Raw genomic sequence first — 18,330 nt, forward strand, 5'->3', positions numbered from 1 at the left:
GGTGTTGTGAGCAAGGCAAAGGGTGCGGTCAAGAAGACGACGTCGAAGTCAGTCGGCGCAACTGCGGGCAAGGGGCGGCGGAAAGGACCGCAACCGGCGCTTTACCAAGACCCGAAGTCCGGTGCGACTTGGAGCGGGCGTGGACGGGCGCCGGGGTGGCTGGCATCAGTGAAGGACCGTAATAAGTTTTTGATAGGTTGAGCGGTCGCTGCGCTGACTGTGACTATTCCTACGTCCGCCATCGGGGAAACGACGGTTCAGAAGGTCGTCGCAAAGAGGACCTTTGCAAAAAAAGCCGACTGCTCGAGACGCATCCGCAGCGAATGGGAGCTGTGCCCCTATTGGGCAGTATGACGAAGGCAGCCTCCGAGGGCACAGCGTTTCAGTGTCACGCCTAGGCTTGTTTTCCTGGTTGATTGACGGGGCGTTGCCGGCACTGCCACTATTCTCGAACAGGACGGGCGCGACACTGGCAATGTTTTACCAAATTCGACGCGGTACTCCAGCAAGGAAAAGCTCCCTGTCGCAGAAGCGACAAGGTAACGGAGCTCAATTGCCAGAAAACCCGATAGGGTGAACCGTGAGAGCATTGCAAGGGGCGACCATGCGCGGCCAGATTTCAATGACGGAAGAGAATGTGACCGATTTCGAAAAGGGCAGTGAAAGATGAGCACGGTGCTCGAGACCCAACGCAGCGCGGCAGAGGAGCCGGAGCGCAAGGCGACGCCGCACACAGCTGTACTCGACCCGGAACGCCGCAAGGACACCGGCCTTCAGTCGGGCCTGATTGCGGAGAAGGATGCTCTGTACATGGCGCACTCCCAGGGCACTGTTTTCCACGGACACTCATGGCAGTCTTCCCTGCGCCTCGGCAACGAGGTTGTCTTTTACGAAGTTGCGCTTCACGGGAAGGTGTATCGCGCGCTCGCGCGGCCTGTGCCCGGCCAGAGTCCGCGAACCGCCACCCACGACCTGGAATACGGGCTTGCACGCGCGTGCTCGGATGGCCTTCAGAGGGATGGCTGGCTGCTCGAGCCACCGATGGCCATACCGAACACGCCGCGCGCGCTGGTGCGTGAGCTTCAGCACGTCACTGGCCTTGCCGTCGAAGACATCGTCGACAACGCGTACAGCATTCTGAACTATCGTCGCCACCACGGCGCGCAGTATCCCGATACAATGGAGCCGGAGAAATACAGCTTCAAAGAACTGTTTCTGATGTCGGTCGACACGGACGGCACCCTGAAGACCCTCTACGAAACGCCCTCGGGTGTATACCCGGAACAGTGGACAAACTTCCTGCGCGTGCTCGACCGCGAAGAGTGTGAACCGCTTCGGCAATACGCCGTCTCGGGCATGGCTGTCGGGGAATACGGGGAAGCCGGTGCAACGGCCATCCGCGAGGCATTGCACTTGCGTGACGGCGGGCTTCGCGCGGTTCCGCCCGCGTCGTATATGCCCTTCTTGGAGCGCTTTCCCCTAGCCGACCACCAGCAGCTCGAACGTACCGTGGGCGGACAGCGACGATAACCGGGCACTGGGCGGAATCTGGCCAAGCCCAACACTGCGTTCGAAACGCCTCACACCCAGCAGAAGAGCCGGACCGCATGGCGACACCGCATACGGCCGTACTCGAGCCCGGAGCGGCGGTAGAACTGCTTGCAAACCAGTGGCCACAAGACTAGCCGGAAGGGGCGGTCGAGTGGCTCCTGACTCAGGTCTGAGCCGGATTGATTCGACCGGGCCCAGACACCTATGGCCGTAAGTCAACCAGGGCCGTAATTTCGAATCCTAGCGTTCGGAGTGGCATCCTTGCCGCGCGCGCAGCGGCCGCAATGCACGACTTATATGACGCAACAATCTCGGTCGCCTTCACACATTGAGCGCACCCTGATACTCGGCTGTGTCGCCCGGTTCACCTTGAGTGGCCAGATTACATGAAGGCCCGCGCGCGCCAGGCATAAAAGCAAAAAAGCCCCTCGGACTTGCGTCGCGAGGGGCTCGCATTCAAGCGGCTCGGTTTAGAGAGCTGCGTCCTTCAGCTTCTTCAGCGGACGCACTTTCAAACGCACTGAAGCGGGTTTTGCGGCAAACCATTTTTCCTCGCCCGTGAACGGGTCCTTGCCGAAGCGCTTCTTCTTTGCCGGCATGTCCTGAGCAACAACCTTGAGCAGACCCGGCAGCGTGAACTCCTTCGCGCCCTTCTTGTGGACCGACGCGAGCACCGTTTCTTCCAGTGCGACCATCAAAGCCTTCGCGGCTTTCGGCTCGAGACCTGCGCGCTCGGCAAGGTGGATGGCGAGCGAAGCCTTCGTGAACGAATCCTTGATGGGCTTCAGCGGCGTGGCAGCGACCGCCTTCTTGGTGGCAGGAGTCGCCGCCTTCTTTACCGTCGGCGCCTTCGCCTTTTTCTCGACCGGGGTCGTCACCTTCTTCGGAGCCGGCTTTGCTGCAGCTTTCGTTGCCATAGATTCCTCGTCATTGGTCAAAGGTTGGCCCGGGGCCCTTGCCTTTGCGTAGTCACCGACAATGCGCAAAGGTCCAAATCCTCAGGCTGGCGCTAGCGTAGCAATTCGCATTTGAATCCGCAACGGGCGAGGCCCTAAAACAAGGGGTTTTGTGCAGAAGGAACGCAAAAACGGCGACCTGTAGCCCTCCAGAGGAGGCTGCACTCACGAAAACGGCTACGCGACAGGGTTTGACGCAGGGGCAAGAGGGGTAAACCACTCGCGCGAGTCCAGCGTCGGGTGCCGGAATCGGCAATGATGCATGCGAGCGCTTAAGATGATTGGTGTTTGCTAAAGGATGTTTATTTTCCTATGGCTTGAGCGCAGGGTCACCCTCCGGCAACCCTGCATGCACACCTCGAGTTTACTCAGCAGGGTCAAACAGCGCTGTAATTCCGACGTAGGCGGTCACGTCGCATTCGGCATTGCCTAGCTTCCGAAGAGCATTATGGTGACGGTCTGTGAGCCACCGGTCGCCGCCAGCTTCTCGCAAGACATGGCGGAAAGCGCGCACATCTTCCTTGCCTGCAAAAATCTGCTCGATGTATTTGTCTGCATCCAGTCGACCGGCTTCAGCTGCGGCAGCGAGGCTGTCCATCACCCATGACAGACCCGGGTTATGGGGCCTCGCCAGCAATTCCACAAGCTTGATTGGCAACAGAGATTTGTTCTTGTAGTCCCAGCCGCCGTATTCGATGCACCCGCTCGCCATCCGTTGACCTTCCTCAGTTTCAAACATCAGTGGTGTGACCTGCGGGATGTATCCGTTAATCGTTGCCATCAGAGTCCTCGATTTCGATTGCTGTTTTCTACCGGACTGAGCGACCGGCTAGCGTTGAATTACGGCATCAACGTAGCGGTCCTTGAGCGACAAACGTGAATGGCGATTTCTACGACTGGAATGCGCCGTGCAAAGCATCGACTTGGATGCATCACAAGTCATAGCGCCTGCGAAACTATCTCGTCCAGTTGGGGACGTTGCGTGCGTCGACCCTTGAAGACAGTTCTGCTATTTGAACCTTCCGCCAATGCTCCTCAAGACATAATCGACAACAGCTAGCGGACGGCCGATACGCATGGCATAGTGCGGACATCTCAAAGGGAGAGAAAAAATGACAACTCTGGAATCTATGCAGGCAAAAATTAAAAAGCTTGAGCAGCAAGCCGAGGCTCTGATTGCGAAACAGTCATCGGGCGTTATCGAGAAAATTCGCAAGTTGATGGCAGAACACGGCCTGACGGCTGCGGACATCGATGGGCAAGTTGGCGGCAAGCAGCGCGCGAAGAAGGTCGGAGCGAAGACTGTCAGCAATAAGAGTGCTGCTGCGGTCAAGTATCGCGACCCTAAGAGTGGCGCGACATGGACTGGACACGGCCGGGCGCCGAGCTGGATTGCGGCCGCGAAAAACCGAGATAAATTTTTGGTTGACGGAGGCACGGCGACGGCGAAGCCGGCTTCTGCGAGCAAAGCGAAGGCTGCTGGCAGTTACGTCCGCGGTCCGCAGCCTGCGCTTTATCGTGACCCAAAGAGTGGCGCGACGTGGAGTGGGCGTGGACGGGCGCCGGCGTGGATTGCTGAAGCCAAAGACCGAAGCAAATTTCTGATTGCAGGTGGTAAGGAAGGGACCGTTGCGGCGACCGCGGGTGCTGTGAGTAGAGTGAAGACTGCGGTCAAGAAGGCGGCGCCGAAGACGGTCGGTGCGACTGATGGCAAGGGGCGGCGGAAAGGGCCGCAGCCGGCGCTTTATCTTGACCCAAAATCCGGAGCGACATGGAGCGGTCGCGGGCCGGCGCCCGCGTGGCTGGCTGGTGCCAAGGACCGGACGAAGTTTCTGATTCATGGTGGGGCGGCGGCGGGCGCTGCGAGCAAGCCGAAAGCCGTCGCGAAGAAGGCCACGACAAAGACGGCGGTAGCGAAGAAGGCCGCGGCGCAGAAATCGGTTGTCGCCAAAAAGGCGGTTACGAAGTTGCCTGTCGCAACCGCGCCAGAAGCTGTGACTGCTCAAGCGACCGCGTAAGCCAGGGCACAGAGGTCGCTTTTCGTTGCGTCGGGACGCGCGATTAATGGGGTCTACCGCGAACGGGCCCGCATTGCTTCCAGTCGGGCGGCGCATTTTGCGTTCGAACCACCGCGCTTGTAGGCATGTGCCGCCTTTGAGCTGTCGGGGACGACGTCGCCGGGCGCACTTCTGTCCCAGTGCCCCTCCCAGTACAACCCAAGGTTGTACGCGGCCGACCGGTGTCCAAGCTCCAGTGCCGTGGAATACATGTCTTTGGCCATATCGAGGTCGACGTCCATGCCGCGACCAAGCCGCGCACTGTCCGCGAGAGCTGCTGCCGCCATGCCGCGCAGCGGCTCGCTCGCCGTATCGTCCTTCAGCACGTCACCCAGAATGACGTGGCCGCCCTCATAATCCGCAGGCCCACCAGTCTCAGTCACAAGAGACAGTGCAAGCGCGACCCGAAGGGAAGGGTGCCGGTCAGGGCCAACCCGGTCAAGCAGCCGCCGGCCGAGATAAGGTGCGCCCGACAGCGGGCTTGTGAGCAGGCCATTCGCAATGGCCGTAATAGATTCAAGGGAAAGAAAGCCAACCTTGGTCGCCGACACAACGTGGCGGAAGAATCGTTCCACGTCGAGTGACGGGTCGCCTTGGCGAAGTTGTGCCCATTCGTGTTCAATCTGGCTAAACCAGCTGGAATCTACGGACATCAGATTTGGGCGTCCTGTGGTGAGTGATGCGGGCGATGATACCTCACCGCTACTGCCACCCGACGCCCAAGACAGGGCCGTGCCCCGTCGCTGCAGGTAAGTCGATGACTGCCCGCTCTGCCCGAGCAAGGTTCTCTTGATTTCTCCGTCGCGGCTCTGCTTGCGCCCACTACGCCGAAGCGCTCAGCATTTTCGGCGCGACAGGAATGAGGATGTCGCGAACTGGTTGAGCGAATTGTGCTGTGATTGGGGCAATGGCGCTTTCTGCTTTGGCATCAGGTTGTTACGCCGCGCGTCAGCAAGTTGCCCACCGCCTTGCCAACAAAATGTGGGGATAACTTTAGGCGTTCGCCGGGGGACGGCACACAGAAGGTCCGGCCGGACCTCCCCTAATCTTCTGCCATCAAGGACGGGTCGACCGAGCCCGGAGTTCTTCGACGAGTGCTTTCCACGCCGCCAGGTCACCGGTCCGGGACACGTTGTCAATTTGTGTCGACTCTTCTGCGGACAGGATACGAGGCTCGGCCAGCTTGAGCTGGTAGGGTGCGGCCAGCTCAACTACGAAAGCGACTGGGTAGCCGGTGCTTGCCGATGTATTTCCTGTTTCCGTGCGGTCCACTATCGCAGTGACCTGTGAGCCACCGAGTTTTCTTCCGGTGCCGTAGTTGGTGAGGGATTCCGGATACACTCTTGTGCCCAGACGCACGGTGAGGGGCGCGTCAGCCTTGCAGGCCAGAGCATAGTGATTCAGCTTCCTCTTTCCTGACGGCAAGGTCGCACGACTTGTGACGAGGGCGTGCACGGGTAGCCGCGTGATAGTGCCATCAGCGGCGGCACTTGCGGTCCATAGAGCAATTTCTCCTGGTGTTACGTCAATTGCCCGTGGGCGGCTGGACATCGGAGAGAAAATCGCGGGCAGGTGCCCCATTTTTTCTGCAACCACCTCGGGCAAGCTACCAAGGGACTGGCCAATGCCCCAGAAGAACGTCCCCTGACCAAGCTGTCGCTCCCACTCCTTGCGCGTCACGATGGCTGCGAGTTCTTCGCCCGATTCCGTGCCCATCTTAGTCCAGCAAAACGTGGGCGGTAAAAGTGTAGGCGACATTTGGACAGTCCTCCTTGTAGATATCAAGTCACTCGGAGTCTTTGGGCGCGGACGTCGTTACTTACATTGAAAAGCCGTAAAGTATGGTCGGCGGTCGACTTTCGTGCATCGAACAAAATGTCCGATTGTGTTCACAAGCGCTCTTTCTTTATTCGGCTCAATTCCGACTGGCTTCACTATCGACCTCCGTTGTGGTCGATGGCATAGTTCGCGCATTGTAAGCAAAAGGAATCACTCGTGGTGACGTTCGAAGCCATCCATGCACGAATTGCAAGCTTGCAAGCGATGGGAGCAATCACGGCTGATGGTCGTCATTGAGATAAGTCGGCTCTCGCTCACGAGAGTTATGCGCATGCCACGATGCCTCTTGCATAGTGCGGACATTCATCACCCATACAGGGGACCATATGACAACACTAGAACAGACTAACGTAAAGATGAAGAAGCTTCAGGCGCAAGCCGAAGCTCTAGCAGCGAAGAAGGTCCACGCCGTTGTGGACCAGATTCGCGAGCTGATACTCACGCACGGTTTGACGACAGCAGACATCGACGCCAAAGCGAGGGCAACGCGGGAGGCGAAAGGACCGAATGTCGGTGCCGCCGCCGGCAAGACGAAAGTTGCCGATGTCACAAAGACCAAAGCTACGCCGAAGTACCAGCACTCCAAAACGGGCGCGACTTGGAGCGGGCGTGGGCGCCGACGCGGATTGTTAAAGTCAAAGACCGAAGCAAATTTTTGATTGCAGGTGGTGCGGAAGCGGCGGTCGCGGCGGGTGTAGGTGTTGTGAGCAAGGCAAAGGGTGCGGTCAAGACGGCGGCGCCGAAGACGGTTGGTGCGACTGCGGGCAAGGGCCAGCGGAAGGGTCCGCAGCCGGCGCTCTATCTGGACCCCAAGACCGGTATGACTTGGAGCGGACGCGGGCGTGCGCCGGGGTGGTTGGCTGGTGCCAAGGACCGGTCGAAGTATCTAATAGGCTAAGCGCTCGTTGACGGCGTCTTGAACTCTACACTTTCGACATCGGTATAGTGCGGGAGTTTTGCTTCTCGCGCTGCATGCGCGGTTGATGACCTAACCGCTGACACTATCAAGCACCGGGGGCCTGTCGATACCGAACCGTTGACATTCGTCTGCAACCGACACCCGCCCCACTATCAAGCCGTGGGCGCAATCTCGCCAGACCGCTTGCGCCTGTGACTATTCGAACCCGTTCGGAAGAGTTCGCCCCCTAAGGTCAACTGGCAAAGGCGGCTCCTGCCTTGTGCCCGGGGCGTGCTGCAGGTCGAGCGGCCAGCCGGGTCGCGAGACGGCTCCCGTCTACAAACGGGCACTCGCGCCCTGTCATTGAACCAGCGCTCCAAGCACCCGGATGAGTCGATGCTCACGGGACCAGACCGTCCATGGGGATGTCCGGGGTACGCCCCGCAATCAGGTCAGCGGTTACCCGTGCTGAACCGTGAGACATTGTCCAGCCGATGTGGCCATGACCTGTATTCAGGTAGAGGTTTCCATACTTCCTTCGTCCGAAGAACGGGAGGTTATTCGGAGTCATCGGACGCAGGCCCGCCCACATTTCCGCCCGGTCGTAACTGCCACCATCGGGGTAGAGCTCTTGCGTGACACGCTTCATGAACTCAAAGTCCGACGGCTTGTGCGTCGTGTTATACCCGGCGAATTCGGCTGTCGCAGTGACGCGAATTCTGTCGCCGAATCGTGAGATGGCTACAAGGTTGTGCTCGTCGACGACCGCCACGTTGGGCGGTTGCATATGCCCTTCGATTGGGATGGTGAGCGAATAGCCCTTCACAGGGTAGATGGGCAAATTGATTCCAATCTTCCGAGCCAGAATGGGACTGTAACTGCCGAGGGCAAGTACATACGCATCCCCCCTCAGAACGCCTTTGTCGGTGCGCACTCCGCTAATCTGCCCTCCCGCTACTTCAAGCGCCTGGATGTTCGTATTGTTCAGAACGGTGGCGCCTCGCGAGACAATGATTTCAGCCAGCGCCCGGGTGAACTTGGCCGGGTCGCCAGTTTCGTCTGTTGGGCAGAAAATCGCGCCGACAATGTCATCTTTCGCTGACGCGAGCGACGGGTCGAGCGACACAACTTCGTCTCGATTCAAGACCTTGATGAGCTGACCATCTGACTCCAGAAGCTTCATCTGCGCGACGCCTCGGTCCAACGCCTCCTGGCTTCTATGGAAGTAGATGATGCCCCGGTCGTTGCGGTCATAGCTGACCGATTCCGTCTTGATGACTTCCTGGAGAACGGACTGCGAGTACGCCGCAAGTCGATGTTTCAACAGTGTGTTGCGTCGTGCTTTCTCCGCGTTGCACTCCATCAGAAACAGCCACGACCAGCTGTACAGCGTTGGGTCGACCGAAAATTTGAAGCGAAGCGCCTGGTCTCGGAGTACCAGCGATTTGAGGAGAATCATAGGCGCCTTCGGTGACGACCAGACAAACGAGTGTCCAGGCGCAACCATCCCCGCATTGCCCCAGCTGGTTTCACCTGCGACCACGGGTTGCCTGTCAACGACCGTGACATCGTGTCCATCTTTTTGCAGCTGATACGCGGTAGTAACCCCCACCACTCCGCCGCCGAGCACAATAACCTTCATGACGCCCTCAATGTGAAACGTGGAATGACTTCGTGCCGCTGCGGCGACGACTGCTTAATGGCAGTCCGTTTCCGTTTTTTAAGTGTCGACACCGATGTATATTACGAACAAAAAAGTAAAGCAATGGGAGGTATCGCTGACTCTCGTGAGATAGCGAATTTGTCTATAAAAGTGTCGACAATTGTGTGTGATATACGCTAGCCTATGAGCACTTTACATCACCGTACGGGAGGGTTTTATGCAAATCAAGCGCTATGAAAGTGGCAAGCGGATGAGTCAGGCGGTCGTTCACGCAGGGTTCGCGTTTCTTGCCGGGCAGGTCGCCGATGACCCGAGCCAGGACGTGAAGGGGCAGACCGAACAGATTCTCGCGAAGATTGACCGGCTCCTTGCGCAGGTCGGTTCTGACAAGACAAGAATCCTGTCGGCGAGCATCTGGCTTGCCGATTACAAAACGTTCAACGAGATGAACGAAGTGTGGGACGCCTGGGTTCCCGAGGGTGATGCTCCGGCACGGGCGTGCGTCGAGTCGAAGCTTGCGTTCCCCCAGTACACCGTCGAAATCGGGGTTATCGCCGCAGTCTGACTTGCGGGTCGCTGAAGGGCGGCACCGATGTGCAAACCCGAACTCACAACGTGAATGGGATAGCCAAGAATGGAAACTCTCGAAGCTGCAGAGCGCTATGTGAAACTCGACTTCACCCTCGATAATGGAGTTTCTCATCGCGCTGCAATCGGTCTAGTCGTGCTGGCGACTGACCATACGATTGAGTATGAGTGGCGCAGGCTGCTCGCTGTCGAAGGCGTTGGATTCTACGAAAGTCGCATCATGAATTCGGCGCAAATCACCCCTGAGACGCTCAGGGATATGGATAGGCTTATTGCGCCGGGCGTTGAAGTTATCCGTCCTGGCGAACGGCTCGATGTTGTCGCGTTTGGCTGCACGTCCGCATCCATGGTTCTGGGAGAGGACCATGTAATTGAGCGCATCAGAGAAGCTCGGCCGAACGCTGCATGCACCACCCCAATCACCGCGGCCAGGGTTGCGCTGAACTCCCTCGGTGCCAAGCGAATTGCGCTCCTCACGCCCTACATGCGCACTATTACCGAATCGATGGGGGAATACCTCGTTGCTCGCGGTGTGAACATTGTGCGGATGGGGTCGTTCGAGCACTCAGATGACAACGAAGTCGCGCGAATCGATGCACAGTCAGTTCGCGACGCGATTCTGGAGCTCGGAAAGCATGATGATGTGGATGCCATCTTCGTTTCGTGCACCTCGTTGCGGCTAGCCGACCAGGTTGCGTCCATCGAAGCCGAATTGGGGAAGCCCGTGACCTCCAGCAACCACGCAATGGCGTGGCATGCACTGCGATTGGGTGGCGTCAAGGATGAACTGCCACAATTCGGTCGTCTGTTTACCGTGCAGAACATCGAACAGTAGGCATCTCCTTCGAGTAGTTCTCGGACGTGGTAGTCGCTAACCACGTGAAGCCTCAGTTCGGGCCGCTGTAGGTCGACTGTTTTGTCGACTCTACAGCGCCTTCGCATTCACGCTTTCGCGCAGAAGTAAGCGCCCTTCAGATTGGCATCCAGAATCTGGTCCCACTCGTCGCTTTCGTAGTCTTCGGCAGCTTTAATTTTGTCGATACCGGCATTGCAGACCATCGTATCGATACGGCCAAATTTCTGCAGCGTCTGTTCGACGAGCGAAGCCGAAGATTTAGGGTCCGAAACGTTAGCTACGACCATCATCGCGGGAAGGCCGTCACCTGCGAGCTCTGCCCCGGCCTGCGCGAGTTCTGTCGCGTCGTACGAAGCGATAACGACATGGGCTCCGTATTCTGCAAACATCCGCGCAAGTCCTTTGCCCAGTCCGCGGCTAGCGCCGCTGATGCAGACCGCTTGGTCGCTGACGGAAAAGATTCGACGGTCATACCGTGTTCCTCTCTAGCCTTGCCCGGCAACCGTCGTGCACTGCTAGGGGCCAAATCGCTCCCGCCTCCATCTAACCTATGTTAAACGATAAAAGTGTCGACAATAGTGTACTATGATGAGGCGCTCATATCCAATGGGCTCGGGTTGCGGAGGCGCTACAGAGGCTTCTGACTGTTGAAGCAGGCATCAATGCGGTGCCGGAATCCAGCGTCGTGTCACGAACCCTGCATCATCCGTCGCTTCGAAATCTGGCTATGTGGATAGTGCTGCTGCGAGCAATTCTGGAAAGACCCGCCCGCGGAGGAGAAAGCGGGACAAAGCAGTGTGGCGCACTCCATCATCGCCATCGTTGTCGAATCATCCGGAAGGCACCTCCGTTCCTAGACGGCGGCGACAGGGAGTGTTATAAAATTCAGTGTTGCCGACACTTTCCAACTGCTGCGGATGTGAAGCTTCGATGTCGCTGGGCGCAACGGGACGAATGCAAGTCCCCGTTCAGCGAATACCTCGAGGCGCAGCGTGAATCCTCCGACAGAAGGCCGATAGAGAGTGGCAGGTCCTCAGAAATGAACGAAGGTTGCCGCTGGCACCGGAAAGGAAACGAATTATGGCAGGCTACTCATCTCTCATTCGGGAAACTAAACCGCGCGTTCGAGAGACCAGCGCGCCGAAGCGGGCGGGGCTCACCGTCAACGACCTGTATGAGCAGTTGAAGGAGATGGCCGTCCTCTACACGATTCGGCCCGGCGAGAGAGTGAACGAGCTTGAGCTGGCCGAGAAGTTCGACGTCAGCCGCACGCCGCTTCGGGAAGCCCTCAACCGACTCGTTGCGGAAAACCTCCTCAACTTCGTTCCGAACCGTGGGTTTTTCGTCCGCGAGCTGAATCGTCAGGACATCTTCGACCTCTTCGAGCTTCGTCGAAGCATCGAAGCCTCCGCAGTGCAACTCGCCGTCGAACGTGCCGACCCGAAGGACGTGCGCGCCCTGCGCAAGTTCTGGAAGGACGTCATGAAGAACAAGGCTGCACAAGCGCCCACAAGCCAGCTGGTCGCGCGCGATGAAGAGTTTCATGTGCGGCTGGTCGCGCTCTCGGGCAACAACGAAATGGTCCGCTCGCTCTACAGCATCAACGCTCGCATCCATTTTGTGCGCTGGATTGACCTTGAGCAGCGCGGGCATGACGCATTCGCGGAACACCTCGATATCCTTGACGCCATTGAAGCCCGGGACGCAAAGCGTTGCCGCGAACTGACCGAGACGCATATCACCTGGCGGATGGAAGAAATCACCAAAGTCGTCGACGCAGGAGTCGTCAAGCTCTACTCGCAGTAACCCTGCCGAACGGGCGCCCGTCTTTCCGCGGCGCTGCCACGGAGCTAACGGTAGGCCACGCTGTGTACCAATTCGGTGACAGAACGCCCCATATTCCAGGGCTCCGTCACCGCAGAGCGTACTCAGATGCGCTCGAAAATCGCAGCGATTCCCTGGCCGCCGCCGATACACATCGTGACCAACGCATAGCGCGCGCCCGCACGGTGCAGTTCGTGAACTGCCTTGGTCACCAGAATGGCTCCAGTCGCGCCAATAGGGTGGCCGAGCGAGATTCCGGAGCCGTTCGGATTCAGTTTGGCCGCGTCAAATCGAAGTTCTTGCGCGACCGCGCAAGCCTGCGCGGCAAAGGCCTCGTTCGCCTCTATCACGTCGATGTCGTCCAGAGACAGACCCGCACGCTGCAACGCGACCCTAACGGCAGGTACGGGGCCGATTCCCATGTAGGCTGGAGCGACGCCCGCGTGTCCGTAGGAAACCAACCTCGCCAATGGAGTGTGTCCGTCTCGACTGGCTGCCTTTGCGGAGGCCAGTACGACCGCCGAGGCACCGTCGTTCAGGCTCGAAGCGTTGCCGGGTGTGACCGTTCCCTCTACAGCGAAAGCGGCCTTGAGCTTGCTGAGGTCTTCCCGGGTGATGTTCGGCCGTACGTGTTCGTCAGTCTCAAATGAGATTTGACCGGTTTTGCTGCGCACAGGGACAGGCACAATCTGTGATTTAAAACGTCCGGCCTCAATTGCCGCTGCGGCCCGGCGGTGCGACTCGAGTGCAAGTTCGTCCTGCTGGTCCCGGGAGATTCCGTACTTCACAGCAATGTTCTCGGCCGTCTGTCCCATGTGGTACTTCTCGAAGGGGTCAGTAAGCGCCCCGACCATCATGTCAACCACCTTCGAGTCGCCCATTCGCTTGCCCCAGCGAGCATCAAGCATCGAATAGGCAGCGCGGGACATGCTTTCGGCGCCTCCCGCGACAATGTAGTCGCCGTCGCCAACTGCGAGCGCCTGGGAGCCCGAGATGACTGCTTGCAAACCCGAGCCACAAAGGCGGTTCAGAGTTAAAGCCGTCGACGTCTCAGAAAGACCAGCTTCCATTCCCGCAACGCGGGCGAGATACATATCCGATGGCTCGGTGTGAATGACGTTGCCGAACACAATCTGGGTTACGACTGCCGGGTCGACAGCAGCGCGAGACAGCGCTTCACGGACGACAAGTGCTCCCAGCGACGTGGGCTGAACGCTGGCCAGCGATTTCCCATAGTCACCAATTGCGGTACGAACAGCACTAAGAACGACTACTTCCTCAGACATTCAACCTCCTGAGCGCTTAACGCGCTATACCGAAAATCGGTCGGTCGTACATTCAAAGAGAGCTGACCAGGTGGCCACCATCGACCGTGATGACTGAACCAGTCATGAACGAGGATGCGTGGGAGGCCAGCGTGAGAAGCGGACCGTCCAGCTCCGGCAGAGAGCCAAGTCTTCGCATCGGGATGCGTTTGACCAGTTGTGTGCCGGCGTCCGTCTCGAAGAAATCCCGATTCAGGTCGGTTTCAAAGTAGCCCGGCGCAATCGCATTCACGCGGATTCGGTAGCGCGCAAGCTCCAGTGCCAAAGCCTTGGTGAGCTGAATCACCCCCGCTTTGCAGACAGCGTATGCCGCCACCTGCTGCGCGACACGCAAGCCCAGAATCGACGCGATATTGATTACGTTTCCGGGCGCTTCCGTCTCCTTCAACTTGCTGGCATAGGCGCGAGTCATCTTCCATACGCCATTCAGGTTCACCTCAATTGTCTGATTCCACGAGTCGTCCGTGGTCGAAAGCGCAGGTGAATGGTGAGCAACTCCGGCGTTATTAATCAGCACCGCCGGCATGCCGACTCTTTCACTCACCGCGTCCAGGCAGCGGGTAATCGAGTCTGCATCCGTCACGTCCAACTCGAAGGCGTGTGCAATCTGCCCTTCCTCGCAGAGCGAGCGAGCCAGACCGGTACCAAGCGAGATGCGCCGACCACACATTGCGACCTGACATCCCTGCGCCGCCAGTGTTCTTGAAAAGTGCAGCCCCAAGCCGCTAAACGCTCCGGTGACCAGCACACTTTTTCCAGCAAGGTCGAAATCGAATGTCATCCCTGTCCTTTGCTCCTGCGTTTCTCACGCCACTTGCTTCAGCTCAATCACGGACGGCTTGGACAACTGAGCGACAGCGTTGGTCCACTCCGCGTCCACGGATTTAAAGTTGCGCTCTTTGACGTGTCCATATCCACGAATCTTTTCAACCATCGATGCAGCCCGGACGACTGCCTGATAGTTGCGCGCCGTGCCGTGACGGAGAATCTCGTCGACGGTCTGCTCGTATCGTGTAATCAGTCCGCGCTCCATCCGCCGTTCGGCTGTGTAGCCAAACACGTCCAGAGGTGTTCCGCGAAGCACCTTGAGCTTCGAAAGCGTCCGGAACACAGGCAGAATCCAGGCTCCGAATTCCTTTTTGCGAGGCTCGCCGGTCAGTTCGTCCCTGCCGGTCAGTCCCGGGGGCGCAAGGTTAAAAGCAAGGCGGAAGTCACCCTCGAACTGCTGCTTGAGGCTCTCAACGAATTCCGGCGAGGAATGAAGCCTTGCGACTTCGTACTCGTCCTTGTAGGCAAGCACCTTGAAATAGCCGTTTGCGACAGCTCGTGTCACGGCGTCCTGCCGCGGTGTAACGGTCCGTTCCCATTCGCGGACGCGGTTCACCAGTGCGCGATAGCGCTTTCCGTATGCCGCGTTCTGGTATTCGGAAAGGAACATGACCTTGCGTTCGATGAGCTCGTCGAGCGACGACGAAATCTGCACTGATTCGCGCATAGGCTTGGCCGCGACAAGTGCCCGCTCGGCAGAGCTGGGCGACAGGGCCGCGCGACGTCCCCAGAGGAACGCTTCCTTGTTCATCTTCACGCCCGCACCGTTGAGTTCGATTGCAGCATCGATAGCCTCGGAGCTAATCGGGATAAGGCCCCGCTGATACGCGTAGCCAAGCATGAACATGTTGCCGGCAATGGTGTCGCCGAAGATGTTGAGCGCATACTTGGTCGCATCCACAAACTCGACGCAATCACTGCCGACGGCGTCGGTGATGCCAGCTCGCAGCTCCGGTGAAGGGAACTTGAGGTCGGGGTGCCGGGTGAATTCGCCCGTCATGACCTCATGCGTATTGACGAGCATCCGCGTCGCGCCCTTGCGAGTCGCAGCGAGGGTCTTCCGGCTTGCTGCGACAACGAGGTCGCAACCCAGAACGGCGTCTGCGCCACCAGCGGCAATCCGGATAGCCTTGATAGCAGCCGGGTTCTTGCCGAAGCGAAGGTGTGACCACACCGAGCCGCCTTTCTGGGCGAGACCAGCCATGTCGAGAATCCCGCAACCTTTGCCTTCTAGGTGTGCGGCCATGCCGAGGATTGCACCGATGGTCACGACTCCAGTGCCGCCAACACCCGTTACGATGATTGAATACACGCCGTCATCGAGTGAGGGACGGTCAGGTTCGACCAGCGCCGGGAACAGCTCGACGTTTGGCTTGACCTTACCTGCCTTGCGAAGACTGCCGCCATGAACCGTGACGAAACTCGGGCAGAACCCGTTGTTGCACGAGTAGTCCTTGTTGCAGGACGACTGGTCGATAGCGCGCTTACGGCCGAACTCCGTCTCAAGCGGCACAAGCGAAACGCAATTGGATTTGACGCCGCAATCTCCGCAGCCCTCGCAGACCAGGTCATTGATGACAAGACGTTTGGGCGGGTCGGGAAACTGTTTACGCTTGCGGCGGCGTCGCTTCTCGGCGGCGCAGGTCTGGTCATAAACGAGAACCGTCACACCAGGAATGTCCCTGAGCTCTTCCTGCACCTTCTGAAGCTCGGAACGATGGTGAATCGTCACGCCCTTGGCCCAACCCGCGTCCGGCGGATATTTGGCAGGGTCATCTGTCACAACTAAGATACGGCTCACACCTTCCGCATGAACCTGCGTCGTGATGGTCATCGGACTGAGCTGACCATCGTGACGTTGACCGCCGGTCATCGCGACGGCGTCGTTGTACAGAATCTTGAACGTGATGTTGGTTTTTGCCGCAATCGCCGCGCGGACCGCGAGTAGACCCGAGTGAAAATAGGTGCCATCTCCCATGTTCTGAAACATGTGCTCGCGCTTGGAAAATGGAGCCTCTCCGACCCATGCCATGCCTTCGGCACCCATCTGAGTGTAGCCGAGCGTATTGCGGTCCATCGTCTGCGCCATCCAGCTGCAGCCGATACCGGCGTAGGCTTTGCTTCCTTCCGGGATGATGGTCGACGAGTTGTGCGGGCAGCCGCTGCAGAAGTAAAAGCTGCGCAGCATCGCTTCAGGAGCGAATTCCACCTTGCTCAGTTCCGTCAGGAATGAGACACGCTCGGCGATGCGCTGGTCGCCACTACGTTGCGCAAGCCGTTGTCCCAGAGCGACGGCAATATGGAGCGAGCTGAAAGACATCTCGACAGGAAACAGCTTCTTGCCGTTCTCGTCCTGCTTGCCGATTACGACCGGCGCGTTGGGCTCGCGGTACAGGATGTCCTTAATCTGCGACTCAAGGAGGCTACGCTTCTCTTCGACGACCATCATCAGGTCAAGGCCACCCGCAAATTCGCGGATGCCCTGTGGCTCGAGCGGCCAGGTGCAGGCGACCTTATAAACCGAGATACCCATCGCTTCGAGGTCAGTTTCAGTGATGTCAAGGTCGTCAATGGCTTGCAGCAGGTCGAGATAGCTCTTCCCGTGAGTCACCACGCCGATTCTTGCTCCCGGCTTCCCTAGCGTGACGCCGTCCAGCCCATTGGCTCGCACGAACGCGCGAACGGCATCGAGCTTGAAGTTGTGGAGGCGATATTCCTGGTCTTGCGGCGTGTCAGGCAGGCGAAGATTCAACCCGCCCGTCGGCATCTGGACATCAGCGGGGAGCGTGGGCATCACGCGATTGAGCTCGACATTAATGGCCGCTGACGCGTCGGCGGTGTCCTTCACGCATTTGATACCGACCCAGCATCCGGAAAAACGCGACAAGGCCCAGCCGTACAGACCATAGTCGAGAATCTCCTGAACGCCGCTAGGGCTCAGAATTGGAATGGCCGCGTCGACAAGCGCGAATTCCGACTGATGGCATGTGGTTGACGACTCGCACGTGTGGTCGTCACCCATCAGGACCAGAACGCCCCCGTGCTTCGAGCTGCCGGCGAGGTTTGCGTGACGGAATGCATCGCCACTGCGGTCAACGCCCGGACCTTTCCCGTACCAGATGGAGAAGACACCGTCGAACTTACCTTCGCCGCTGGTCTCTGCTTGCTGGGTTCCCCAGACAGCGGTTGCCGCCAGGTCTTCATTCACCCCCGGCACGAACACAACGTTAGCTTCGCCCAAAAACTTCTTCGCCTTCCCCAGTTCGGCGTCGTAAGTGCCGAGGGGAGAGCCGCGGTAGCCGGAAATATAGCCAGCCGTTTGCAGACCGTTCGCCTTGTCGCTGCGTTGCTGCATTAAAGGCAGTCGAACAAGCGCCTGGACGCCGGTCAGAAAAATCCGCCCGCTGTCGAGGGTGTACTTGTCATCAAGAGTTACTTTGCGCAGAGTCACGGTCATTCCTTCGAGGTGGTGCCTTCTTCAGCAAGTTGCGACTTCCAGTCCCACATCGCGCTTTGAGGCTCAGCACCACAGTCGGAGGCAGACTGTGCGAGAGCAACCGCTTCCGAAGTGGAATTGGCTCCGACTCCAGCCATTACATGAGTGCGTCCAGCCGAGTGCTCAACCGTCGCCGCAATAACGTCGCGGTGCTCGGCATGGGAGAGCGTCGACGACTCGCCCGTCGTTCCGGCTACTGCAATCGCGGCCGTGCCGCTTTGGATATGGAAGTCGATGAGACTGCGCAATTTGGCCCAATCGACCCTTCCGTCGGTCATGAAGGGCGTAATCAGCGCAACGATGCTGCCGCGGGGCAGACTTATGTCAGCATGCTTCGAAACCTCAAGATTGCTCATAAACATCTCCCGCAAATGGGGCGTCATGACCACGGTGACGACCCGTCCAAGCATTAGCCACAACACGAGTCGACGAATGTTTTGTTTTTATTC

General features: G+C 58.6%; 18 protein-coding genes. 8 read left to right on the plus strand and 10 right to left on the minus strand.

The genetic code is table 11. The features are described 5' to 3' along the window. Window positions 1-6: 6 nt before the first annotated feature. Window positions 7-201: an H-NS family nucleoid-associated regulatory protein gene (locus P0D73_RS15690; protein WP_408431900.1), complete on the plus strand. Its 195-nt coding sequence runs from the start codon at window positions 7-9 to the stop codon at window positions 199-201. 465 nt (window positions 202-666) lie between these two features. Beyond that, window positions 667-1,530, plus strand: coding sequence for a hypothetical protein (locus P0D73_RS15695; protein WP_408431902.1), 864 nt, complete (start codon window positions 667-669; stop codon window positions 1,528-1,530). A 491-nt stretch (window positions 1,531-2,021) separates the two neighbouring features. Here the strand turns inward: P0D73_RS15695 and P0D73_RS15700 are convergent, their stop codons facing one another. Both P0D73_RS15700 and P0D73_RS15705 read right to left on the minus strand, forming a co-directional pair. After that, the gene (locus P0D73_RS15700; protein ID WP_408431904.1) at window positions 2,022-2,468 is read right to left on the minus strand and encodes an HU family DNA-binding protein; all 447 of its coding nucleotides are present in this window, start codon (window positions 2,466-2,468) and stop codon (window positions 2,022-2,024) included. A gap of 403 nt (window positions 2,469-2,871) precedes the next feature. Continuing rightward, window positions 2,872-3,288, minus strand: a complete 417-nt coding sequence (locus tag P0D73_RS15705; RefSeq protein ID WP_408431906.1) for a hypothetical protein — start codon at window positions 3,286-3,288, stop codon at window positions 2,872-2,874. A 331-nt stretch (window positions 3,289-3,619) separates the two neighbouring features. Between P0D73_RS15705 and P0D73_RS15710 the strand changes: the two genes are divergently transcribed. Continuing rightward, complete coding sequence (locus P0D73_RS15710) at window positions 3,620-4,525, plus strand: H-NS family nucleoid-associated regulatory protein (protein WP_408431908.1); 906 nt, start codon at window positions 3,620-3,622, stop codon at window positions 4,523-4,525. Window positions 4,526-4,578: 53 nt separating this feature from the next. On the opposite strand, the gene P0D73_RS15715 is transcribed toward P0D73_RS15710, so the two are convergent. Continuing rightward, window positions 4,579-5,217: an SEL1-like repeat protein gene (locus tag P0D73_RS15715; RefSeq protein ID WP_408431910.1), complete on the minus strand. Its 639-nt coding sequence runs from the start codon at window positions 5,215-5,217 to the stop codon at window positions 4,579-4,581. A gap of 403 nt (window positions 5,218-5,620) precedes the next feature. Further along, window positions 5,621-6,280, minus strand: coding sequence for a hypothetical protein (locus tag P0D73_RS15720; RefSeq protein WP_408431912.1), 660 nt, complete (start codon window positions 6,278-6,280; stop codon window positions 5,621-5,623). A gap of 449 nt (window positions 6,281-6,729) precedes the next feature. On the opposite strand from P0D73_RS15720, the gene P0D73_RS15725 reads away from it, so the two are divergent. Beyond that, window positions 6,730-7,062 (plus strand): H-NS histone family protein, encoded by a 333-nt coding sequence (locus tag P0D73_RS15725; RefSeq protein WP_408431914.1) that lies wholly within the window; start codon window positions 6,730-6,732, stop codon window positions 7,060-7,062. A 161-nt stretch (window positions 7,063-7,223) separates the two neighbouring features. Then, a complete protein-coding gene (locus P0D73_RS15730) occupies window positions 7,224-7,301 on the plus strand; it encodes an H-NS family nucleoid-associated regulatory protein (RefSeq protein WP_408432137.1) in 78 nt (25 codons plus the stop codon). Between the two features lie 400 nt (window positions 7,302-7,701). Here the strand turns inward: P0D73_RS15730 and P0D73_RS15735 are convergent, their stop codons facing one another. Further along, the gene (locus P0D73_RS15735; protein WP_408431916.1) at window positions 7,702-8,943 is read right to left on the minus strand and encodes a D-amino acid dehydrogenase; all 1,242 of its coding nucleotides are present in this window, start codon (window positions 8,941-8,943) and stop codon (window positions 7,702-7,704) included. Between the two features lie 238 nt (window positions 8,944-9,181). Between P0D73_RS15735 and P0D73_RS15740 the strand changes: the two genes are divergently transcribed. Together P0D73_RS15740 and P0D73_RS15745 are read left to right on the plus strand one after the other, a co-directional pair. Beyond that, window positions 9,182-9,529 carry a RidA family protein gene (locus P0D73_RS15740; protein WP_408431918.1) on the plus strand — a complete coding sequence of 116 codons (348 nt, stop codon included), beginning with the start codon at window positions 9,182-9,184 and terminating at the stop codon, window positions 9,527-9,529. Window positions 9,530-9,598: 69 nt separating this feature from the next. Beyond that, window positions 9,599-10,387, plus strand: coding sequence for a maleate cis-trans isomerase family protein (locus P0D73_RS15745; protein WP_408431920.1), 789 nt, complete (start codon window positions 9,599-9,601; stop codon window positions 10,385-10,387). Between the two features lie 107 nt (window positions 10,388-10,494). Here P0D73_RS15745 and P0D73_RS15750 read toward each other — a convergent pair whose 3' ends face one another. Next, entirely contained in the window at window positions 10,495-10,869 is a 375-nt protein-coding gene (locus P0D73_RS15750; RefSeq protein WP_408432139.1) for an SDR family NAD(P)-dependent oxidoreductase, read from the minus strand. Between the two features lie 619 nt (window positions 10,870-11,488). On the opposite strand from P0D73_RS15750, the gene P0D73_RS15755 reads away from it, so the two are divergent. Then, window positions 11,489-12,214 (plus strand): GntR family transcriptional regulator, encoded by a 726-nt coding sequence (locus P0D73_RS15755; RefSeq protein WP_408360393.1) that lies wholly within the window; start codon window positions 11,489-11,491, stop codon window positions 12,212-12,214. Window positions 12,215-12,336: 122 nt separating this feature from the next. Here P0D73_RS15755 and bktB read toward each other — a convergent pair whose 3' ends face one another. Genes bktB through P0D73_RS15775 form a run of 4 tightly spaced genes read right to left on the minus strand, consistent with a single transcriptional unit; the run spans window position 12,337 to window position 18,237 of the window. Further along, the gene (gene bktB / locus P0D73_RS15760; protein ID WP_408431922.1) at window positions 12,337-13,518 is read right to left on the minus strand and encodes a beta-ketothiolase BktB; all 1,182 of its coding nucleotides are present in this window, start codon (window positions 13,516-13,518) and stop codon (window positions 12,337-12,339) included. 52 nt (window positions 13,519-13,570) lie between these two features. Beyond that, window positions 13,571-14,338, minus strand: a complete 768-nt coding sequence (locus P0D73_RS15765) for an SDR family NAD(P)-dependent oxidoreductase (protein ID WP_408431924.1) — start codon at window positions 14,336-14,338, stop codon at window positions 13,571-13,573. A 24-nt stretch (window positions 14,339-14,362) separates the two neighbouring features. Then, a complete protein-coding gene (locus P0D73_RS15770) occupies window positions 14,363-17,842 on the minus strand; it encodes an indolepyruvate ferredoxin oxidoreductase family protein (protein WP_408431926.1) in 3,480 nt (1,159 codons plus the stop codon). Then, window positions 17,839-18,237, minus strand: coding sequence for a dihydrodipicolinate synthase family protein (locus P0D73_RS15775; protein ID WP_408431928.1), 399 nt, complete (start codon window positions 18,235-18,237; stop codon window positions 17,839-17,841). Before P0D73_RS15775 ends, P0D73_RS15770 begins: the two co-directional genes overlap by 4 nt. Window positions 18,238-18,330 lie beyond the last annotated feature (93 nt).

The sequence above is a fragment of the Paraburkholderia sp. RL18-101-BIB-B genome, from assembly GCF_046026985.1.
Taxonomy (GTDB): Bacteria; Pseudomonadota; Gammaproteobacteria; order Burkholderiales; family Burkholderiaceae; genus Paraburkholderia.